This is a genomic window from Streptomyces sp. NPDC048275, assembly GCF_040652275.1.
Lineage (GTDB): Bacteria > Actinomycetota > Actinomycetes > Streptomycetales > Streptomycetaceae > Streptomyces.
Genome location: NZ_JBEZLR010000145.1, coordinates 1 through 19,349, shown reverse-complemented (window position 1 = coordinate 19,349; position 19,349 = coordinate 1). Strand labels below are relative to the sequence as shown.

16 protein-coding genes and 1 pseudogene are annotated in these 19,349 nt (G+C 69.7%); 8 read left to right on the top strand and 9 right to left on the bottom strand.

Going from position 1 to position 19,349, the window contains the following annotated elements; genetic code table 11:
- Positions 1-182: 182 nt before the first annotated feature.
- A complete protein-coding gene (locus AB0D57_RS44290; protein ID WP_362087821.1) occupies positions 183-1,163 on the bottom strand; it encodes a peptidoglycan-binding protein in 981 nt (326 codons plus the stop codon).
- Positions 1,164-1,389: 226 nt separating this feature from the next.
- On the opposite strand from AB0D57_RS44290, the gene AB0D57_RS44285 reads away from it, so the two are divergent.
- The 3 genes and pseudogenes from AB0D57_RS44285 to AB0D57_RS44275 all read left to right on the top strand — a co-directional run.
- Complete coding sequence (locus AB0D57_RS44285) at positions 1,390-3,534, top strand: DHA2 family efflux MFS transporter permease subunit (protein WP_362087818.1); 2,145 nt, start codon at positions 1,390-1,392, stop codon at positions 3,532-3,534.
- A gap of 84 nt (positions 3,535-3,618) precedes the next feature.
- Positions 3,619-4,260, top strand: coding sequence for a hypothetical protein (locus tag AB0D57_RS44280; protein ID WP_362087815.1), 642 nt, complete (start codon positions 3,619-3,621; stop codon positions 4,258-4,260).
- Positions 4,261-4,799: 539 nt separating this feature from the next.
- Positions 4,800-5,069 (top strand): annotated as a pseudogene (locus AB0D57_RS44275) (hypothetical protein); the annotation flags it as partial.
- A 79-nt stretch (positions 5,070-5,148) separates the two neighbouring features.
- On the opposite strand, the gene AB0D57_RS44270 reads toward AB0D57_RS44275, so the two are convergent.
- Positions 5,149-5,553, bottom strand: coding sequence for a DUF1992 domain-containing protein (locus tag AB0D57_RS44270; RefSeq protein ID WP_362087812.1), 405 nt, complete (start codon positions 5,551-5,553; stop codon positions 5,149-5,151).
- Between the two features lie 157 nt (positions 5,554-5,710).
- On the opposite strand from AB0D57_RS44270, the gene AB0D57_RS44265 reads away from it, so the two are divergent.
- On the top strand, positions 5,711-6,106 hold the full coding sequence (locus AB0D57_RS44265; protein WP_362087809.1) for a hypothetical protein: 396 nt from the start codon (positions 5,711-5,713) through the stop codon (positions 6,104-6,106).
- Between the two features lie 13 nt (positions 6,107-6,119).
- Here AB0D57_RS44265 and AB0D57_RS44260 read toward each other — a convergent pair whose 3' ends face one another.
- A complete protein-coding gene (locus AB0D57_RS44260) occupies positions 6,120-6,791 on the bottom strand; it encodes an O-methyltransferase (protein ID WP_362087805.1) in 672 nt (223 codons plus the stop codon).
- 104 nt (positions 6,792-6,895) lie between these two features.
- Positions 6,896-8,302, bottom strand: coding sequence for a glycine betaine/L-proline transporter ProP (gene proP, locus AB0D57_RS44255; RefSeq protein WP_362087802.1), 1,407 nt, complete (start codon positions 8,300-8,302; stop codon positions 6,896-6,898).
- 369 nt (positions 8,303-8,671) lie between these two features.
- On the opposite strand from proP, the gene AB0D57_RS44250 reads away from it, so the two are divergent.
- Entirely contained in the window at positions 8,672-10,726 is a 2,055-nt protein-coding gene (locus AB0D57_RS44250; RefSeq protein WP_362087799.1) for a bifunctional glycosyltransferase 87/phosphatase PAP2 family protein, read from the top strand.
- Positions 10,727-10,978: 252 nt separating this feature from the next.
- Here AB0D57_RS44250 and AB0D57_RS44245 read toward each other — a convergent pair whose 3' ends face one another.
- Positions 10,979-12,214 (bottom strand): cytochrome P450, encoded by a 1,236-nt coding sequence (locus AB0D57_RS44245; RefSeq protein ID WP_362087796.1) that lies wholly within the window; start codon positions 12,212-12,214, stop codon positions 10,979-10,981.
- A gap of 256 nt (positions 12,215-12,470) precedes the next feature.
- Here AB0D57_RS44245 and AB0D57_RS44240 point away from each other — a divergent pair, with 256 nt between their 5' ends.
- Positions 12,471-13,640 (top strand): steroid 3-ketoacyl-CoA thiolase, encoded by a 1,170-nt coding sequence (locus AB0D57_RS44240; RefSeq protein WP_362087793.1) that lies wholly within the window; start codon positions 12,471-12,473, stop codon positions 13,638-13,640.
- On the opposite strand, the gene AB0D57_RS44235 is transcribed toward AB0D57_RS44240, so the two are convergent.
- Positions 13,624-13,902, bottom strand: a complete 279-nt coding sequence (locus AB0D57_RS44235; protein WP_362087790.1) for a DUF397 domain-containing protein — start codon at positions 13,900-13,902, stop codon at positions 13,624-13,626. The genes AB0D57_RS44240 and AB0D57_RS44235 overlap by 17 nt on opposite strands.
- Positions 13,862-14,710: a helix-turn-helix transcriptional regulator gene (locus AB0D57_RS44230; protein ID WP_362087787.1), complete on the bottom strand. Its 849-nt coding sequence runs from the start codon at positions 14,708-14,710 to the stop codon at positions 13,862-13,864. Before AB0D57_RS44230 ends, AB0D57_RS44235 begins: the two co-directional genes overlap by 41 nt.
- 91 nt (positions 14,711-14,801) lie before the next feature.
- Between AB0D57_RS44230 and AB0D57_RS44225 the strand changes: the two genes are divergently transcribed.
- The gene (locus tag AB0D57_RS44225; protein WP_362087784.1) at positions 14,802-15,236 is read left to right on the top strand and encodes an ATP-binding protein; all 435 of its coding nucleotides are present in this window, start codon (positions 14,802-14,804) and stop codon (positions 15,234-15,236) included.
- A gap of 194 nt (positions 15,237-15,430) precedes the next feature.
- The gene (locus AB0D57_RS44220; RefSeq protein ID WP_362087781.1) at positions 15,431-16,714 is read left to right on the top strand and encodes a hypothetical protein; all 1,284 of its coding nucleotides are present in this window, start codon (positions 15,431-15,433) and stop codon (positions 16,712-16,714) included.
- Positions 16,715-16,855: 141 nt separating this feature from the next.
- Here the strand turns inward: AB0D57_RS44220 and AB0D57_RS44215 are convergent, their stop codons facing one another.
- Positions 16,856-17,548, bottom strand: a complete 693-nt coding sequence (locus AB0D57_RS44215; protein ID WP_362087778.1) for a YoaK family protein — start codon at positions 17,546-17,548, stop codon at positions 16,856-16,858.
- Between the two features lie 110 nt (positions 17,549-17,658).
- Positions 17,659-19,149: an ATP-binding protein gene (locus tag AB0D57_RS44210; RefSeq protein WP_362087775.1), complete on the bottom strand. Its 1,491-nt coding sequence runs from the start codon at positions 19,147-19,149 to the stop codon at positions 17,659-17,661.
- Between the last annotated feature and the right edge of the window lie 200 nt (positions 19,150-19,349).

Genomic DNA, 19,349 nt, shown 5'->3' with positions numbered 1-19,349 from the left:
CCTCCGCCTTGCAGTTGGACGCACCAGACCCCGCTCACCAGCGTTTATAGGGCGCCGCCGATTTCCTGCGACTTGATCCGCCGGACAGGCCCTAGTCGGCCAGCGGATCGGAGCACGGGCAGCTCCGAGCGTCGCTTCCGAATGCTCCTGCGACCTGCGACCTGCGACTTGCGGCTTGCGGCTTACTGATCGCGGTCCGCGGAATCACGGCTCTCGGCATCACGGCCCACGGCCTGCGGCTCCGTCGTCTCCGCCTCCAGGCTCGCCCGCGTCGCCGCGCCGTACACGCCCTGTTCGTCGGCCGTGATGCCGCGGGCCCACTGGTAGCGGCGTACGGCGTCCTCGACCTGGTTGGAGTAGGAGCCGTCGGTGGTGCCGACGTAGAGGGACAACTGGCGTAGGCGCAGCTGGAGTTCGGTGACCTCGGAGCCCTTGTCTCCGGGGCGCAGGATCTGGGCGGCTTCGTCGTCCGAGGCACTGTTACTGGGTGTCGCCGTGCTGCTGGTCGGGGCGGTGGGCGCCGTCTGTGACGGGGTGGCCGACCGGGACGGCGTCGCCGACACGCGCGAGCGTGTCGGCGAGGGGGACGAACTCTTGGTGGGCGTGACCACCGGGGCCGGCGCCGACACCGTGGACGACGCCCTTTCGGTCGGCGACGCCGAGGTGGACGTCCGCGACGGCTCCGGCACGCTCGCCCGTATGTCGTCCGGCGACGCGCTGTCCCGCGCGGGGGTGTCGTACGAGAACAGCCCGCTCGCCAACCCCGCCGCCGCCACGGCGGCCACACAGGCCACGGCGACGGCCAGCAGCGCCGTACGCCGCCGACGCCGGGGCGGCTCGTCCTCCGGGCCAAGCGCCCGGGCCGGGCCCGGCTCCGGTGAGTCCTCCGACCCGCCGGCCGGTCCGCCGGTCTCCAGCCAGGTATCCGGCGTCGGCTCGGCCGTCGTCTGCGGCTCGGCGTCCGGCCTCGGCCCGGCGCCCACCCCCAGCTCGACATAAGGACGTATCCGCAGCGGGTCGAAGTCCTCCGCCGCGGCTGCCTCCGCCGTGCGGGCGTCGCGCAGGGCGTCGGACGCCCGTTGTGTGCAGGCGCAGGACGGGGTGCCGTCGGGCGTCCGGGGCGCCGCGCACTCGGGGCAGACATGCCCGTTCGATTCGGTCACGCGTCGGGTCCCTCCCCCTGAGGCTCCGGAGACTCCCCTAAGAACTCCCCCTGCAGAACTCCCGAGGTTATCCACATGCCTCACACAATCTCCCGTGAGCCCCCGGAATCCCAGCCTCCGCAGGAATCGCACGATTCGCGGGGTTCATTGGATTCAACAGGCCATAACCGGCCATACCGACCACCATGGAGGGTGACCGAGACCCTCGGGCTCACGGGAGGTCCGTATGACGGGCGACACACCCCGCGACGTGCACGACCCGGACGCACCGCACGGCCCCGACGCACCGCACGGCCCGGACGCGCCGTACGGCGTGAACGAGTCGGCCCTGCGCAGGCGCTCGGCGGCTGCCGTCGACGCCCGGGAAGAGGTGCACGGCGGTGTCGTCGTCTCCATCGGCGCGCTGCTGCTCGGCATGCTGCTGGCCGCCCTCGACCAGACGATCGTGTCGACCGCGCTGCCCACCATCGTCAGCGAACTCGGCGGCCTGGAGCATCTGTCGTGGGTGGTCACCGCGTATCTGCTCGCGTCGACCGCGGCGACACCGCTGTGGGGCAAACTCGGCGACCAGTACGGCCGTAAGAGGCTGTTCCAGGCCGCGATCCTGATCTTCCTGGTCGGCTCGGCCCTGTGCGGCATGGCGCAGAACATGCCCGAACTCATCGGCTTCCGGGCGCTGCAGGGTCTCGGCGGCGGTGGCCTGATGGTGCTGTCCATGGCGATCGTCGGTGACATCGTCCCGCCGCGTGAACGGGGTAAGTACCAGGGCCTGTTCGGTGCGGTCTTCGGTACGACGAGCGTGCTCGGACCGCTGCTCGGCGGGTTCTTCACCGAGCACCTCAGCTGGCGTTGGGTCTTCTACATCAACCTGCCCATCGGCGTGGTCGCACTCATCGTCATCGCGACGGTCCTGCACATCCCCAGGAAGTCCGCCGAGCACGTCATCGACTACCTCGGCACCTTGCTCATCGCCGCGGTCGCCACCTGCCTGGTCCTGGTGGCCTCGCTCGGCGGCACCACCTGGGGCTGGAGCTCGCCGCAGATCATCGGCCTCGCCTTGCTGGGCGTGGTCCTGGCCCTGGCCTTCGTGGCCGTGGAGCAGCGGGTCGCCGAACCCGTCCTCCCGCTCAAACTGTTCCGCATCCGCACCTTCACGCTCTCCGCCGTCATCAGCTTCATCGTCGGCTTCGCGATGTTCGGCGCGATGACCTACCTGCCGACGTTCCTCCAGGTCGTCCAGGGCGTGAGTCCCACCCTGTCCGGCGTGCACATGCTGCCGATGGTGTTCGGTCTGCTGCTCGCCTCCACCGTCTCCGGCCAGATCGTCAGCCGTACCGGCCGCTGGAAGGTGTTCCCCGTCGCGGGCACGGCGGTCACGGCCATCGGTCTGCTCCTGCTCCACCAGCTCGACGAGAACAGCGGCGTCGGCGAGATGAGCATCTACTTCTTCGTCTTCGGCCTGGGCCTCGGTCTGGTCATGCAGGTGCTGGTCCTGATCGTGCAGAACGCGGTCTCGTACGAGGATCTGGGCGTCGCCACCTCCGGCGCCACCTTCTTCCGCTCCATCGGCGCCGCGTTCGGCGTGGCCATCTTCGGCTCGGTCTTCGCGAGCCGCCTCGGCGACAAACTGACGCAGGTGCTCAGCGGACAGCAGCTCCCGGCGGGCATCACCCCGGACGCGCTCAAGGCCGACCCGAAGGGCATCGCCGAGCTGCCGGCCGCGCTGCGACAGCCCGTCCTGCACGCGTACGCCTCGTCGATCACCGACGTCTTCCTGTATGCCGCCCCGGTCGCCGTCGTCGGCTTCTTGCTGGCCTGGTTCCTGCACGAGGACAAGCTGCGGGGGTCGGTCACGGCGCCGGACATCACCGAGACGCTGGCCTCCAACCCGGTGCAGCGGTCGTCGTACGACGAGGTGTGCCGCGCGCTGTCCGTGCTCGGCAGCCGGGAGGGGCGGCGCGAGATCTACGAGAAGATCACCGCGCGGGCGGGGTACGACCTGCTGCCCGCCGCGAGCTGGCTGCTGCTGCGGATCAAGAAGTACGGCTGGGCCGAGCCCGCGCTGCTGGCCGAGCGCAGCACCGTACCGCTGACCGTCGTGCTCGCCGCGGCGCGCCAGCTCGAGGAGCGCCGGCTCGCCGCCCGCGAGGGGCTCGACCTCGTGCTCACCGACCAGGGTCGGGTGGCCGCCGGGAAACTGGCCAAGGCCCGTGAGGAGTCCCTCGCGGAGCTGCTCGGCGACTGGTGGGGCCCGGACCGGCCGACCGACCTGGCCAAGTTGGTCGAGGAGCTGAACGCCGAAATGTGCGGCTCCGACGCGGAGCGCCCCCACGAAGGGGCGGTCCCGCGCCCGCAACGGACACGGGTGTGACGGAGCTGTTTGAGCGCGGTGTTCCGGGCAACTCGGACCGGGAACCGGCCCGACTGGGTCGAGAATCCCGGAAGGCACGCACCCATGTCCACAGGCGTGATCATCGCTCTGATCGTGTTCGTGGCGGCTGTTGTCGTTGTCGCCGCCGTCCTGACCCTCCTCACCCGCAGGCCGCAGGGCGGGCGCACACTGCGGCGGCGCTTCGGGCCCGAGTACGACGCTGCCGTCGCCCAGCACGGCGGCGACACCCGCGCCGCCGAGCACGACCTCGCCGAGCGGGTGAGGCAGCATGGCTCGCTGCGGGAGCGGCCGCTGGAACCGGCGGCCCGCGAGGAGTACGCGGCCCGCTGGACGGCCGTCCAGGAACACTTCGTCGACTCGCCCCAGGAGGCGGTGACCGAGGCGGACCGGCTGCTCGCCGAACTGGCCGGCGAGCGAGGCTTCCCCGATGGCGGCCACTACGAGGAGCAGTTCGCCGCGCTCTCCGTCCACCACGGACACCATGTCCACGGATACCGGCGCGTGCACCGCGCCGCGCACACCCGAACTCCGGACGGCCACGCCGGCACGGAAGAACTCCGCGAGGCCATGGTCGAGGCCCGCGCCCTGTTCCAGGACCTGGTGTCCCCGACCCGCGAGGACACCGTACGCCCCGAGGAACCCGCCCCCGACGATCGCCCACACCTGCCGCGCGTGCTCACCAGGCGCCATGCGAAGGGGAGTTGAAGAAGGTGAAGAAGATGACACCGGACAACGGCAACGAGGACACCGCACGTCGTGAGGCGACGCCTCGTGAGGAGATGCCGGGCCGCGTCTTCGCGACGGGCACGCCCGCAGACCCGGCCTCTTACGAGCCCGGGGAGGCACCCCGGCAGGCCCCCGGCACACGGACTTCCAGTGAGGTCGAGGGCGTTGCCCGCGGGCCCGCCGGCAGCGCCCCGGGTGAGCCCGGCGACGACCGCCGGTCCCGCGAGCCCACCCGCACCGGAAACTACGAGTCCACCCGCACGGGGCAAGACGAGCGCACCCGCGCCGGGCGGGATGACCTCACCCGCACGGGGCAAGACGAGCGCACCCGCGCCGGGCGGGATGACCTCACCCGCACGGGGCGGGACGAGTCCGCCCGTGCCCGGCGGGACGACCTCACCCGCACCGGGGCGGACGACCTCACTCGCACCGGGGCGGACGACCTCACCCGCACCGGGGCGGACGCCTCCACCCGCACCGCACGGCGTGAAACCCCGCACGGGGGCGGCAACGGTGCGCTGCTGTCGCACGACGAGTGCGACAAGTACGCGGTGCGGTTGCAGCACGCGGTGGGTGAGTTCGTCGACGGCCCGCGGGCGTCCGTCGAGGAGGCCGACCACGTCCTCGAAGAGCTCACCGCCCGGTTCACGGACGCCGTGGCCCAGCGCCGTCGGACGCTGCGCACGTCCTGGCAGGAGGCCGGTAAGGGCGGGTCGCCCGACACCGAGCGGCTGCGCCTGGCCCTGCGCGACTACCGGGAGGTCACCGAGCGACTCCTGCACCTTTGAACCCGCGCTGCCGCACTCGGTAACCGTGAGGCCGCGTCCCGGACCATGTCCCGGGGCGCGGCCTCACGCGTCGACGTGGTCACCCGGCCCGGCGCTCGCGCCACTCCCGGACGATCTCGTCCACGTCGTACGGCTTGAGGCCGAGGGGAGGCCCCGGCGGCGGCTTGAACATGACCTCGCGGATCTTGGCGTTGATGTCCTCGACGATCCGGCGCACGGCCCGCTCCGAGGGGGCCACGGAGGCCGCCGCGAGCGCGTCCTCGGCCTCCTTGCGCAGGGCCAGCGTCGGCGGCAGCACCGAAAGTCCCTCGCGGGCCATCTTCCGCTTGACCCACCACAGTTCGTCGTACGACGTGTCGGTCACCTCGGGCATCGGCTTGCCCGCGCCGGGGAGGTCGGCGAAATCGCCGCGGGCCTCCGCCTCGCGGATCTGTTTGTCGACCCAGGACTCGAAGCTGACGCCGGGTGGCTTGCGCTCGGTCATACGTCCATTGTGCCGGAGAACGCCCGATCGGACGATGGGCCGATCTATCATGCGGCGGCGGTGCGTCAACCACGCCCGGCACGAGGACAATTGATCCACTGGACCTGATCCACTGGACCGCTGCACAGCTGAACCGCTGGAACACGAAGGAGCGCACGTGCTCGAACTCACCATGGCCTCGGTCACCGGGGCGGACGCCGGTGCGACGGCCGGAATGCTGATGGCCGACGCACCGAGCGAGCCCGGCGCCATGCTGCGGGTGGGCCGGGACCGGACCGTGTGCCGTCTCGTGACCCCCGACGACTGGCTGTTCGTCTCCCGGGTGCATCTGGAGTTCCTGTGCGGCCCGGACGGCTCCTGGCAGGTCACGTGGCTGCGCGGGTCACGTCCGGACCCCTCCTCCGAGGTACGGCTGACGCTGGCCGGCCTGCCGACCCAGCCTCTCCCGTACGGCGGGACGGCGACGCTCCCCGCGGGCGGCTCCGGGGAGATCGTCATCCTCGACCGCACCGGCCCGCACAGCGTGAACGTGGGCTTCTACCACGAGGTGTGAAGCCGGAAGCCGGTCACGGCAGCACCCGCGCCAGCGCGAACCCGTCGTACCCCTTGCTGCCCACCGTCTGGATCGCCGTACCGCTCAACTTCGGGTGGGAGGCGATCAGTTCGAGCGCGGACCGGGTGCCCCGCACGCTCGGGTCGGGGCTGCCCGCGTCGACGACCCGGCCTTCGCGCGCGACATTGTCGAGAACGATCACGCTGCCGGGGCGGGTGAGCTTGAGGGCCCACTCGATGTAGTGCGGGTTGTTCACCTTGTCCGCGTCGATGAAGACGAAGTCGAAGGGCTCAGGATTCTCCTCGGCCAGTTTCGGCAGCGACTCCAGTGCGGGGCCCACCCGCACCTCGGAGATCTTGTCGAGGCCCGCGCGGGCGAGGTTGCGGCGGGCAACCTCGGCGTGCATGGCCTCGTACTCGAAGGTGATCAGCCGGCCGTCGGCGGGGAGTGCGCGGCCCAGCCAGATCGTGCTGTAGCCGCCGAGCGTGCCGATCTCGAGGATGCGGCGTGCGCCCTGGATCTGAGCGAGGAGCTGGAGCAGCTTGCCCTGGTTCGGCGCGACGTTGATCGGGGGCAGCCCGGCCGCGTCGCTGTCGCGCAGCGCCGCGGCCAGGGTCTCGTCGGCGGGGGAGAGGAGGGTGGAGAAGTAGTCGTCGACGTCGTTCCAGAGCTGCGACTCGCTCATGCACCATGCCTTTCGTACGCCTAGTTAGATCAGCTAACTAGTTTCGTGGACGAATCTAGCGGCGGTGCATGTGCTTGTCAGCCGGTTTGCCCGTGTGGCCGGGCTCAGGTCAGCCGATCGGCGGCGGTGCCCTCGACCGCCGGGGCGGAACCCGGGAGCGGTCGGCCGGCACACTCCGCCATGAACCACACCGCCGCGCCGCCGATGACGGCCGCGGCCATCATGTAGTACGCGGGCATCATCATGTTCCCGGTCGCCCCGATGAGCGCCGTCACCACCAGCGGGGTCGTGCCGCCGAAGAGTGAGACGGAGACGTTGAAGCCGATGGAGAGCGAGCCGTAGCGGACCCGCGTCGGGAAGAGCGCGGGCAGCGCGGCGGGCATCGAGGACGTGAAGCACACCAGCAGCAGCCCCAGCGCGCCCATGCCGAGCGCGACCGCGAGCAGGCTGCCCTGGCGGATCAGCAGGATGGCCGGGACGGACAGGGCCAGGAAGCCGACGCAGCCCGCGGCGATGACCGGGCGACGGCCGATCCGGTCGGTGAGGGCGCCCGCGAAGGGCTGCACGATCATCATCAGCGCCATCACGCCGAGGACGACCAGCAGTCCGTGCGTCTCGTCGTACTTCAGCTCGCTCGTCAGATAGCTCGGCATGTACGACAGCAGCATGTAGTCGGTGACGTTGAAGACCAGCACCAGACCCATGCAGAGCAGCAGCGCCCGCCACTGACCCGTGACCATCTCGCGCAGTCGCACCTTCGGGCGCTCCCGCTCCGACTTCTCGACCTCCGCCGCGAACGCCGGGGTCTCCTCCAGGCGCATCCGCAGATACAGCCCGACGATGCCCATCGGGCCCGCGATCAGGAACGGCACGCGCCAGCCCCAGGACAGCAGGTCCTCGGTGGACAGGAAGGCGGTCATGAGGGTGACCAGGCCCGCGCCGCCGATGTATCCGGCGAGGGTGCCGAACTCCAGCCAGCTGCCGAAGAAGCCGCGCTTCTTGTCGGGCGCGTACTCGGCGATGAAGGTGGACGCGCCCGCGTACTCGCCACCGGTGGAGAAGCCCTGCACGAGCCGGGCCAGCAGCAGCAGGATGGGCGCACCCACGCCGATCGTCGCGTACGACGGGATCAGGCCGATCGCGAAGGTGCCGATCGCCATCATGATCATGGTGACGGCGAGGACCTTCTGCCGGCCGACGCGGTCACCGAGCGGACCGAAGACCATGCCGCCGAGCGGGCGGACGAGGAAGGCCGCGGCGAAGGCGCCGAAGGTGGAGAGCAGCTGGGCGGTGGGGTTGCTCGACGGGAAGAAGACCTTGCCCAGCGTCACCGCGATGTAGCTGTAGACGCCGAAGTCGAACCACTCCATCGCGTTGCCGAGGGCCGCCGCCTTCACGGCGCGCTTGACCAGTGCCGGGTCGGTGACGGTGGCTGCTTCGGTACGGACAGGGGCCTGGGGGGCGACAGGAGCTTCGGGCGCTACGGCGGTGTCGCGTGTGACGGTCGGCAAGATTCCGCTCGCCTGCCTTTCGACGGGGACAAGGACGTGGTCCGCCGACGGGGGTGAACCCGGGGCGGACCAAAAAGCGACCATAGGGGCACTCCGCCGCATTACGTGCCGTACGCAACTCGATGCACAGTGCAGGCAAACGCCCTGTACGCAGGGGCGACGGCCGGGCCCGGAGGGGATTTCCGGGGGCCTGCCTGTGACCTTTGTCGCGGACCGGGGGCGGAACCGAACCGTCCGCGCACTATCGTCATTCGGACAAAGAAGGAGAGGACGTCAGGTGAAGTGGGGGTTGCCTGCGTCTCTCCGTGGGGGCGGTGCGAGCCTCATAGGGGTTTGAACAGGCGAACGGGGCGGGAGGGCCGACGGGGCGTGGCGAACGTTGAGCACGGCGGGACAGCGGGTAACGCCTTCGGGGCGGGGGCGGCCGGGACGGCGAAGGAACGGCTGAGCGCGATGCGGATCGGGCTGTGGCTGATCGCCACGGTCCTCGCGATACGGCAGGTCGCCGCCGTCCTCAGTACCCCGAAAGGGGAACGGCTGACAGACCTGGAGACCTGGGTCGGACCCGACGGCGTCCTGCAAGTGAAGGGGTCGCTGTACGACTCGACGCAGTTCACCGGCACCCCGTTCGGCGGGCTCGTCCTCAAACCGCTCACCCGCGCGGCCGAGCAGGCGCTCGGCTGGGGCTGGACCTTCGGCACGCTGCTGCTGGTCGTCGCGCTCGGCCTGGTCGCGGCGCGCGCCCTGCCCAAGCCCGTGAGTCGACGTACGTCCCTGCTCGCCGCACCCGTGGCGATCAGCCTGCTGATGCTGTCGCTGCCGGTGCGCAACGCCCTCAACCTCGGCCAGACCAGCATCATCCCCGTGCTGCTCGTCCTGCTCGGCTGCCTCGCCGTCCGCGGGGAGCGCGCGAGCGGCATCCTGATCGGCCTCGCGGCGGCGCTCCAGCCGACCGTGCTGCTCTTCGCGCCGCTGCTCTGGTTCACCGGGCGCCGCCGCGCCGCCGCCACCACCGGGATCACCTTCGCCGCCGTCACCGCGCTCGCCTGGGCCGCGCTGCCGCACGACTCCACCACCTACTGGGTGAACCACCTGGCGGGCGTCGGTCTCGGCCGGGACGCGGACGACCTCACCAACCAGTCGCTGCACGGCGCGCTGCTGCGGCTCGGACTCAACGGCCCGCTGGAGATCGGGCTGTTCCTGCTGCTCGGCGCGGCCGTCGCGGTCCTCGGGCTGCGCCGCGCCGTGCGCTACGCACAGGACGGACAGCTGCTCCTGGCCGTCGCGATCACCGGCTGTGTCGCGGTCGCCGTCTCGCCCACGTCCTGGCAGCACCAGCTGCTGTGGGTGCTGCTCGCGCTGGTCGGCCGCGTCGGCAGGAAGACCTCGGACCGCTATATGTGGCCCGTCGCCGTCATCCTCGTCATGACGCTGCCCGCGAAGATGATGCTGCCGAACATGTCGGCGCTCTACCCGCTGCGCGACAACGTGGTGCTGCTGGCCGCGCTCGCCGCCGCCCTCGTCGTCCCGTTCCTGTCCCGCACCTCGGAGTACTACCGGGCGCCGATCCCCACCGACTACACGGAGTCCGTCCCGGCCCGCTGGAAGCACATACCGCTGCTCCCCTTCCTGCGTCGCGTCCTCACCCGCCCGAACCTGCTCCTCGAACTCCTCCTGATCCGGGTCGGCTACTCCGCTTACCAGCAGGTCAGGCTCGCGGCGACGGGCGGCACCAACACGGGCGGCCGGGTCACCGCCGAGCACCACGGCGACGAGATCCTCTCCATCGAGCGGTTCCTGCACATCGACATCGAGCTCTGGGCCAACCACGCCGTGGTCAAGGTCGAGTGGCTGCGGGACTTCTTCGACTTCTACTACACGTCGTTCCACTTCGTCGTCCCGCTCTCCGTCCTCGCCGTGCTCTACGTCCGCCGCCCCGCCGACTACCGTTGGGCGCGCTCGGCGCTCGGCTTCGCCACCCTGTTCGCACTCGTCGGTTTCTGGCTCTACCCCCTCGCCCCGCCGCGCCTGATGCCGGGGCTCGGCGTCATCGACACCGTGCACGGCGTGCAGGACTTCTCCAAGCCGGACTACGGCACGCTGACCGCGCTGACCAACCAGTACGCGGCGATGCCCTCGCTGCACTTCGGCTGGTCCCTGTGGTGCGGCCTGGTGATCGCGATTCTCGCCCCCAAGTGGTGGATGAAGGCGCTCGGCCTGCTGCACCCGCTGTTCACGGCCTCGGCGATCGTCGCCACCGGCAATCACTGGGTGCTGGACGCGGTGGGCGGCGCGGCCGTCGTCGGCGCGGGCTTCGGCCTGACCTATCTGCTCCAGGGCCCGCGGCCCGGGCCCCTGATGAAACCCGTGGAGGTCGGCACGCAGGAGCCGGTCCCGGCGACGGGCAGCCGGACGCCGAGCTGACGCCGAACTGGCAGCGACGGCGACACCGTCCCCAGCAGCCGGCACATCGCCGAACTCGACGACGCGGGCACGCCGGTCCGCCTCGCGGCCGCCCCGTCCGACCTCGCCCGCATCATCCGCGAGCTGGACCCGGCGAGAACCCCCGCGCACACCCAGCCATGACGGGGGAGGCAGGAGCAGGGCGTAGGTGTGTTGCTCCTGCCTCCCTCGAGACGGGCCGGCGGCGCCGGGAACGCCGTCGGCCCGAGCACCTCAGACGGCGCTGACCTGGAGCTCCTTGACTCCGTTGATCCAGGCTGAGCGCAGTCGGCGTGGGTCACCGACCAGGGTGAGGTTCGGCATCGCGTCGGCGATGGCGTTGAACATGAGGTCGATCTCCAGGACGGCGAGGGACTTGCCGAGGCAGTAGTGGGGGCCTCCGCCGCCGAAGCCGAGGTGGGGGTTGGGGTCGCGGGTGATGTCGAGGACGTCCGGGTTGTCGAAGACCTCGGGGTCGTGGTTGGCGGAGGCGTAGAAGATCCCGACCCGGTCGCCCTTCTTGATCCGCTTGCCCCCGAGCTCGGTGTCCTGGGTGGCGGTGCGCTGGAACGCGTTGACCGGGGTGGCCCAGCGGACGATCTCCTCGGCGGTGGTCGCCGGGCGTTCACGCTTGTACAGCTCCCACTGGTCGGGGTGGGTGAGGAAGGCGTGCATGCCGTGGGTGATGGCGTTGCGGGTGGTCTCGTTCCCGGCGACGGAGAGCATCAGCACGAAGAAGCCGAACTCGTCGTAGCTCAGGTTGCCCTCGTCCTCGGCCGCGACCAGCGTGCTGACGATGTCCTTCGCCGGGCACTTCTTGCGGTCGGCGGCCATGTTCATGGCGTACGAGATGAGTTCGGTGGCCGACTCGGCGCCGACCTCCTCGGTGATGGCGTACTCCGGGTCGTCGTACGCGATCATCTTGTTGGACCAGTCGAAGATCTTGATCCGGTCGTCCTGCGGTATGCCGATCAGCTCGGCTATCGCCTGGAGGGGCAGTTCGCAGGCGACCTCGGTGACGAAGTCGAAGGGCCCGGAGTGGGCGCGGGCGCTCTCGACGATCGCGTGGGCGCGGGCGCGCAGCCTGTCCTCCAGGGCGCGGATGGCACGGGGCGTGAAACCGCGCTGCACGATCTGGCGCACCCGGGTGTGCTCGGGTGGGTCCATGTTCAGCAGGATCAGCCGCTGGGCGTCGATCGCGTCGCGCTCGATGTGCTCATTGAAGCGAATGATGGCGGTGTTGAGGGTGGAGGAGTAGAGCTCCGGGTGCGTGGAGACGTACTTGACGTCCGCGTGCCGGGTGACCGCCCAGTAGCCCTCGTCCTGGAAGCCGGCGAGGTTGGCCGACTGGGGGATCCAGCGGACCGGTTCGGCCTGTCGCAGTTCGGCGAACTCCGGCAGGGGCACGCGGTGTTGCAGTAGATCGGGGTCGGTGAAGTCGAACCCGTCGGGCAGCGCTGGACAGGTCATCGGCAACTCCCACCATCTGACGGTCCATCAGGAATTGCCGTGAAGGTAGTAACCGGTTCTACAACTAGCAAGGGGTGCGGCGCCTGCAATTGCGTGCGGAGTTCGTGCAGATCGCAACTTCCGGGCCTGCACGCCCCTTGCGCCGATGGACAGCGCGTCAGCAGACTGCACACAGAACTAGAACGCGTACTAGTTCTGCGTGGCGGGTGGCCGGGACGCCCGCGCCGCGCGGGTACCGGAGGAGAGGACTCCCCCCATGGCCGCCGAGCCCGTGATCGTCGAAGCCGTACGGACGCCCATCGGTAAGCGCGGTGGCGCGCTCGCCAATCTGCACCCCGCCTATCTCCTGGGCGAGACCTACCGAGAACTCCTCGGCCGCACCGGCATCCCCGCCGACTGCGTCGAACAGATCGTCGGCGGCACGGTGACGCACGCCGGCGAGCAGTCGATGAACCCCGCACGCACCGCCTGGCTCACCGTGGGCCTGCCGTACGAGACGGCGGCCACGACGGTCGACTGCCAGTGCGGATCCTCACAACAGGCCTCACACATGGTCGCCAACATGGTCGCGGCGGGCGTCATCGACGTGGGCATCAGCTGCGGGGTCGAGGCGATGTCGCGGGTGCCGCTGGGCTCCGGCTCCAAGCACGGGCCGGGAAAGCCCTTCCCCGACGAGTGGAACGTCGACCTCCCCAACCAGTTCGAGGCGGCGGAGCGGATCGCGCGCCATCGTGGTCTCACGCGCGAGAACGTGGACTCACTGGGCCTCGTCTCGCAGGAACGTGCCGCCGTCGCCTGGTCGGAAGAACGCTTCAAGCGCGAGACGTTCGCCGTACAGGTGCCGACCACGGAGGACGAACAACGGGCCGGGCAGGGCATGTGGCGGCTCGTCGACAGGGACGAGGGTCTGCGCGACACGTCCATGGAGGCACTGGCCCGCCTCAAGCCGGTGATGCCGACGGCCGTGCATACGGCGGGTAACTCGTCGCAGATCTCGGACGGTGCCGCCGCCATCATGTGGGCGTCGAAACGAATGGCGCGGGCGCTGAAGCTGCGCCCGCGCGCGCGGATTGTGGCTCAGGCGCTGGTGGGTTCGGACCCGCACTTCCACCTGGACGGGCCGATCGACGCGACGCGAGCCGTGCTGGGGAAGGCCGGGATGTCCCTGAAGGACATCGACCTCGTCGAGATCAACGAGGCCTTCGCGTCCGTGGTGTTGAGCTGGGCCCAGGTCTTCGAACAGGACCTGGAGAAGGTGAATGTCAACGGCGGTGGGATCGCGCTCGGGCACCCGGTCGGGGCGACGGGGGCGCGGCTGATCACGACGGCCCTGCATGAACTGGAGCGCAGGGACAAGGAGTTCGCGCTCATCACGATGTGCGCGGGGGGTGGACTCGCCACCGGGACGATCATTCAGCGGCTGTAGAGGTCCATGAGACGAAGGTGGTGAAGGTGGCGGGCGCGACGGCGAGGGTCGGGCCGGTGGGGTTCTTGGAGTCTCGGATGGCGATGGTGGCGCAGGGGGCTTCGGCGATCTCTACGCACTGGCCGCCCTGGTCGCCGCTGTAGGTCGACTTGCGCCAGGCCAGGGCGCCGAGAGGTGCGCATTCGACGCACTCGCCGCCCTGGTCGCTGCTGTAGCTGGACTTACGCCACTGGATCCCCGTCGGAATCGCGGTGTTCGCCATAGCGTTCCTCCATCACGCGCCGGATCAGCCCCGCCGAGTCTTTGAGGGAGAGCGCGGCGGCTCGGAGATGATCGTAACGGAGTGAGCAGTCCTTGACAGTGTCTGGGTTGGCGGTTGGATGCCCGCTGCCGTAGCTCTCGGTGTAGACGATGGTGGGATCGCTCTCGAAGCGATAGAGGTCGAACGAGCCTTGTAGTCCTGCGTGTTCTCCGACCGAGAGCCGCAGTACCTGGATGTTGATCCGAGGGTTGTTCTCGAAAGACAACAGGTGGGCGAGTTGCTCCCGCATGGTCGCCGGGGCGCCGATCTCCAGGTGCAGCGCGGCCTGACTCAGGACCGCCCAGAAGACCGGCGGTTCGCCTTTCTCGAAGACGCGCTGACGGGCCAGTCGTACGGCGGTGCGGTCGTCGAGGTTGGTCTCGTCCAGCGAGCCCAGCACGGCGCGCGCGTATGCCTTGGTCTGGAGGAGGCCGAGGATCATGTGCGTCTGGAAGGAGCAGATCTCGACCGCTCGCGTCTCCAACTCCGCCACCTGTTGAAACCAAGCGGGAAGTTGACTACGCATCACCAGCTCGACGAGCCGGGACAGTAACCCACCCGTCCCCAGCGCCGCGTCAACCCGCTCGCTGAACTCCGGAGTTGGCAGCTTCCTGGCCGTCTCGATCTGGCCCACCAGCGAGCCGGTGTAGTTGACGATGTCGCCGAGCTGCTTCTGTGTCAGCCCCGCGGATTCACGGTGACGGCGCAGTTCGAAGCCGTAGTAGTCGAGTGGTGAAGCGCCCGGGTCGAGGACGTTGATGTGGGTCACGCGCGGCCCCTCTCACGCAACTCGGTCCACTCCGGGACCGGTTGTATCCGTTCCGTAGCCCAGAGTAGTTGCGCGAGGTCAGTCTCATAGGGTGAACGAATACTTTCCCCCCACGCTCCTGGGGCCCCGCCCCGTCCAGTACTCCATGCGCCTCACCGTCAGCGAGCACTCGGCGCGGCACATCCGGCGCATCGCCCGCTCGTTGCTGCGCGAGTGGGACATGGCCGAGCTGACGGACGCCGTGGAACTGGGCGTGACGGAGCTGGTCGCCAACGTCGTACGCCATGTCCCGGACCGGCGCTGCGCGTTGCTGATGCTGCGGCAGGTGACCGGCGTGAGGGTGGAAGTCGCGGACGGCTCGCCGCAACTCCCCGTGGTGCCCGCCTGCTTGTCCCCTGAAGCGGAGGGTGGGCGCGGACTCGTCTTGCTTGACGCGGTTGTCGACAAGTGGGGGGTGGAGCCTGGGCCCGGGGTCGGCAAGACGGTCTGGTTCGAGTGCGGGCCTGACCCCGTCCCTCTGCAGTGAGGCCACCTGGCACGCAGGTCGAAACCCATGTGGGGGCTGAATCACTCATGGTGATGGACGGTCGGCGGGGGAGTCGGAAGATCCCATTTTATCCCTTGATGATGAGGCCACATCTCAGTCGACCGGCCGCGCCACGGCCCCGGGGCGTACATCCCCGGGGCCGTCGTGCGGCCTGCGGAAAGGGGAGCATGGCAGTGAGCGATGAGCAGTCGGCCCGCGAGCAGGAGTACGTCGGTGCTATCGGTCTGGTGACCCCGCTGGCCGCGCCGAAGCCGCCGCCGGCCCCGGCGCCGGACGAGACGTGGCACTTCGGCCGCCACCTCAACCCGGGTGAGGAGGGCGAGGAAGGCTACGTGCCGGTCTACGACGGCACCGCCTGGGTGTACTACGGCAAGGACCACCAGGGTGTGGACCGGCCGGTGCTGATGGCCGACGGCTTCAACACCGGGCCCAGCAAGCTGGACGAGCTCTACCACGGCTTCGAGCGGGGCGAGTACCCGCTGATGAGCCAGCTGCGTGACCGCGGCCGGACCGCGGTCATCTTCGGTTACGGAGAGCGTTCCGCGTCGATCCTCGAAAACGCCGAATTCGTGATCAAGGCCATCACGAAGCTGGTCGACGAACGCAGGAGCAAGCAACCGCTGGTGGTCGGCGGGTTCAGCATGGGCGGCCTGGTCACCCGCTACGCCCTGGCGAAAATGGAATCCCAGGAGATGAAGCACGAGACCGAGACGTACTTCTCCTACGACAGCCCCCACCGCGGCGCGTGGGTACCGATCGGTCTGCAGGCGTTCGCGCACTACATGAAGCGCGGCAACCCGGCCAACAGCGGCCTGTCGGACCAGATCAACAGCGCCGCCTCCCGCGAGCTGATGTGGCAGCACATCGCGACGGTGGACGGCATTCCCGCGCAGGACAAGGAACGCTCCGACTTCCTCTCCGCCCTGGAGGACATCGGCAACTGGCCGACGCGAACGCGGCGCAACATCGGCGTCGCCAACGGCACCGGAAACGGCCAGGGCACGGGGATCCGGCCCGGCGTGGTCGCTTTCCGCTCCACCGGGATGCTGTTCCCCGGCACGATCACCTACACCCAGTCCGAGGGCGACGACGCCGTGGTCGCCGAGCTGAAAGCGAACTTCGGGCAGGACGAGACGATCACCACCGACGGGCTCCCGGAGATCGACGGCGCCCCCGGCGGCACCCTGGCGTCCTTCGGCATCGCCGCAAACACCCTCAACAGTCTGCCCTTCGGCAAGGCCGAAGCCCCGGTCCCCGAGATCTGCTTCGTACCCTCGGTCAGCGCGGTGGCCATCCGAGACCTGGACACCACCGCCCTGCTGAACACGGACATCAGCGCCATCGATCCCAGCGAGAGCGAACTCGACGAGTTCCTGTGCGCCTCACAGAACGAGGCGCACACCAAGATCACCGAGGAGCTGTGCAGCTGGCTCCTCGGTAAATTCGACCAGCGGTAGCCCGCCGGAAATCCGTGACGGTCACGGCCGCCCGTCCGACCCTGGGGCTCTGCGAAGCTCTGACGGTCAAGTGCGGGCGGCCTTGTGGCCCGTTCATTCGGCGGTGGCACAGCCGTCTCGGCTGAGCTGCAGTCACTGCCGTCATTCCCGCCCCGACGCCGCCACCGCCAGCACACCCGACACCACGGCCGCGATCAGCAGCGGGATGCCCAGCCCGTGGTGGAGCACCAGCCACGCGCCGAGCAGTGCGCCCGCGAGCATCGCGAGCACGGCGCCCGTGCGGCGGGGGGAGCGCTTGCCCGAGCCGTCCCCGGCCGGTGAGTCGGAGGCGAGGCCCGTCAGCGTCATCGTCAGGACCGTCGTCGTCAGGTCGGGCACGCCCAGCTTTCGTACCGTCGCGTTGCGCAGGCCCATGGCGATGGCCGTGAGGGAGATCAGCGTGTACGTCGTGCCGGTGGCGCCCGGCGCGGCAAAGGCGACCACCGCGGACACCCCCACGAAGGCCGCCTCGACGGCGAGCGTGACCCGCGCCCAGGTCCGGCGCGTACCGCCGCCGAGCCGCCGCGCGATCCGACCTCCCGCCACCGCGCCCACCAGAAAGGAGACCAGCGAGGTCAGCGTGTGCGGGACGGAGAAGCCCGGCGCCCCGGCCGCGGCGAAGCCCAGCACCACCACGTTGCCGGTCATGTTCGCGGTGAAGACATGCCCCAGCCCCAGATAGCTCACCGCGTCGATGAGCCCACTGACCATGGTCAGCATCAGCAGCACCGGCACCAGACGCAGACCGCGCGCCTCAGGGTCGTACGACTGCGGTTCGGTGCTCCCTGCGCTCATGGTGCCTCCGGTCGGCGGGACGGGCACAGTGCGCTCAAGTCCACCACGGACGCGCAGGACTTTCGGATGTCGACGTGCACCGCGTGTCCGTCGCGTCACGGACAGCGTCTCTACGCCCCGCCGTACAGGCGTTTCAGGTCGACGAGGACCACTTCTCCTCGCTCGGCCGCCGCTTGCAGATGCGGGGTGAAACCGATGCCGCTGTAACAGGCGGGGCGGGCGTGGCTCGTGTCGATGCCTTTGGCGGTGAGGAGTCCGAGGATGTGGCGGAGCCGGTCGAGGTGGCGTACGTCCATGACCTTGTTCCACTTGGCTTCGCCGATCGACAGCAGGATGCCGTGGTCCTGGCCGACCGCGCCGCGCACGACGACGTCGACTTCATGGGAGGTGCGCGCGGCGGGATCGGCGACGGTTCCCGAGGTGACCTCGATGGGCAGGCCGCCGAAGGTGTCGGGTTCCGCGTGCCAGGAGACCCACTCGCGGCACAGGTGCTCGAAGTGGGGGCCGACCACTTTGCTGAGGAACGTGTCCCGGGCGGTGGCCCAGGCTGCCGCCGGGTTGCGCCGCTGCGTCAGCAGGGCCTGGTTCGGGCGTACGACCGCGTGGTGGAACGTGATCAGAGGTTCGGCGATGCGGTACGCGCTGCGGTTGCGGCGGAAGGCGTCCGGTTCCACGGTCAGCAGTCCGCACCGCTTGAGCACGGTCAGCGGCTGGGATGTGTCGGTGGCCTTGCGGCCGACGGTGCTCGCGATGCCGCCGCTGGTGTGGTTGCCGGCTGCGACCGCCGCCAGGAGGGAGTGGTAGAGCGCGCGGTCGCGTACGTCCGGTTCGGCGGTGAGGAGGAACTCCGCCTCGCCCTGCAGGGGGCGTGCGGGGTTGAGGACCGTACGGCATACCCAGTCGTCGAAGTCGTCGAGTCCCGTCGGTACGTCGTCGCCCACGAACTCCCGCCGATAGGCAGGAGTGCCGCCGACCACGGCGTGTGTGAGGACGGCGAGCCGCGGGTCGTCGATGTTCCAGAACTCGGCCGCCTCCCGATACCCCAAGGAGTGGACGACGAGGTCGAGTCCGGCGCGGCCGTACAACGGCGAGGTGCCGGACAGCAGTCCCCCCATGAACGACATCGCACTGCCGCACAGCAGAAGGCGCGGATGCCGGCGCAGATGACGGCCACCACGGACGCCCAAGGCGGCCTGGAGCCGGGAGGGAAGGGATGCGTCGCCCCGGACCAGATACGGAAACTCGTCGATGACGATCGGGACGGGGCGCTGCGCGGCCAGATCGAAGAGGAGCTCCATGGCTTCGCTCCAGTCCCGGGGGCGTGGCGGCACGGGCGCGTCGGTGAAGCGTCCCATCGCCTCACCGATCAGCCTCAGGGACTCGGCTGCCGTCGCCTCGACGGCAGTGAAGTAGAAGCCGCCTGTCGCCTCGGTCAGAGCTTCGAGCAGGAAGCTCTTCCCCTGTCGACGGCGCCCGGACACGACTCCGAGGCGCGGACCGGGCTCCTCGTCGGAGACGAAGGCGGTCAGCTCGCTCCACTCCCAGTCCCGGTCGAAGATCTGGGATGGCTTGGGGATCTTGCGGCGAGGCGGTCGTGGCATGAGACCTCATTTTTAGTGGCGTACATCTAAGAAGTACATCCCTAAGAACGAGGGCGCACGTGTGTGGGTGTGGGTGTGGCGAAGGCGGCGGTCCCGGGGATCGGGGGGGGGCCGCCGCCTTCGCGTCAGGGGGAGCGTTCGGGTTGTTCGGTGCTGGTTGCTCAGTACCAGTGGTGGGTCTGCCAGAAGTTCCAGGCGCC

Bases quoted from the DNA above. Each gene is read 5' to 3' on its own strand.
- AB0D57_RS44270 (WP_362087812.1), bottom strand. From the start codon at position 5,553: ATGACCGAGCGCAAGCCACCCGGCGTCAGCTTCGAGTCCTGGGTCGAC.
- AB0D57_RS44280 (WP_362087815.1), top strand. From the start codon at position 3,619: ATGTCCACAGGCGTGATCATCGCTCTGATCGTGTTCGTGGCGGCTGTT.
- AB0D57_RS44235 (WP_362087790.1), bottom strand. From the start codon at position 13,902: ATGGCGAACACCGCGATTCCGACGGGGATCCAGTGGCGTAAGTCCAGC.
- AB0D57_RS44245 (WP_362087796.1), bottom strand. From the start codon at position 12,214: ATGACCTGTCCAGCGCTGCCCGACGGGTTCGACTTCACCGACCCCGAT.
- AB0D57_RS44260 (WP_362087805.1), bottom strand. From the start codon at position 6,791: ATGAGCGAGTCGCAGCTCTGGAACGACGTCGACGACTACTTCTCCACC.
- AB0D57_RS44210 (WP_362087775.1), bottom strand. From the start codon at position 19,149: ATGCCACGACCGCCTCGCCGCAAGATCCCCAAGCCATCCCAGATCTTC.
- AB0D57_RS44285 (WP_362087818.1), top strand. From the start codon at position 1,390: ATGACGGGCGACACACCCCGCGACGTGCACGACCCGGACGCACCGCAC.
- AB0D57_RS44240 (WP_362087793.1), top strand. From the start codon at position 12,471: ATGGCCGCCGAGCCCGTGATCGTCGAAGCCGTACGGACGCCCATCGGT.
- AB0D57_RS44215 (WP_362087778.1), bottom strand. From the start codon at position 17,548: ATGAGCGCAGGGAGCACCGAACCGCAGTCGTACGACCCTGAGGCGCGC.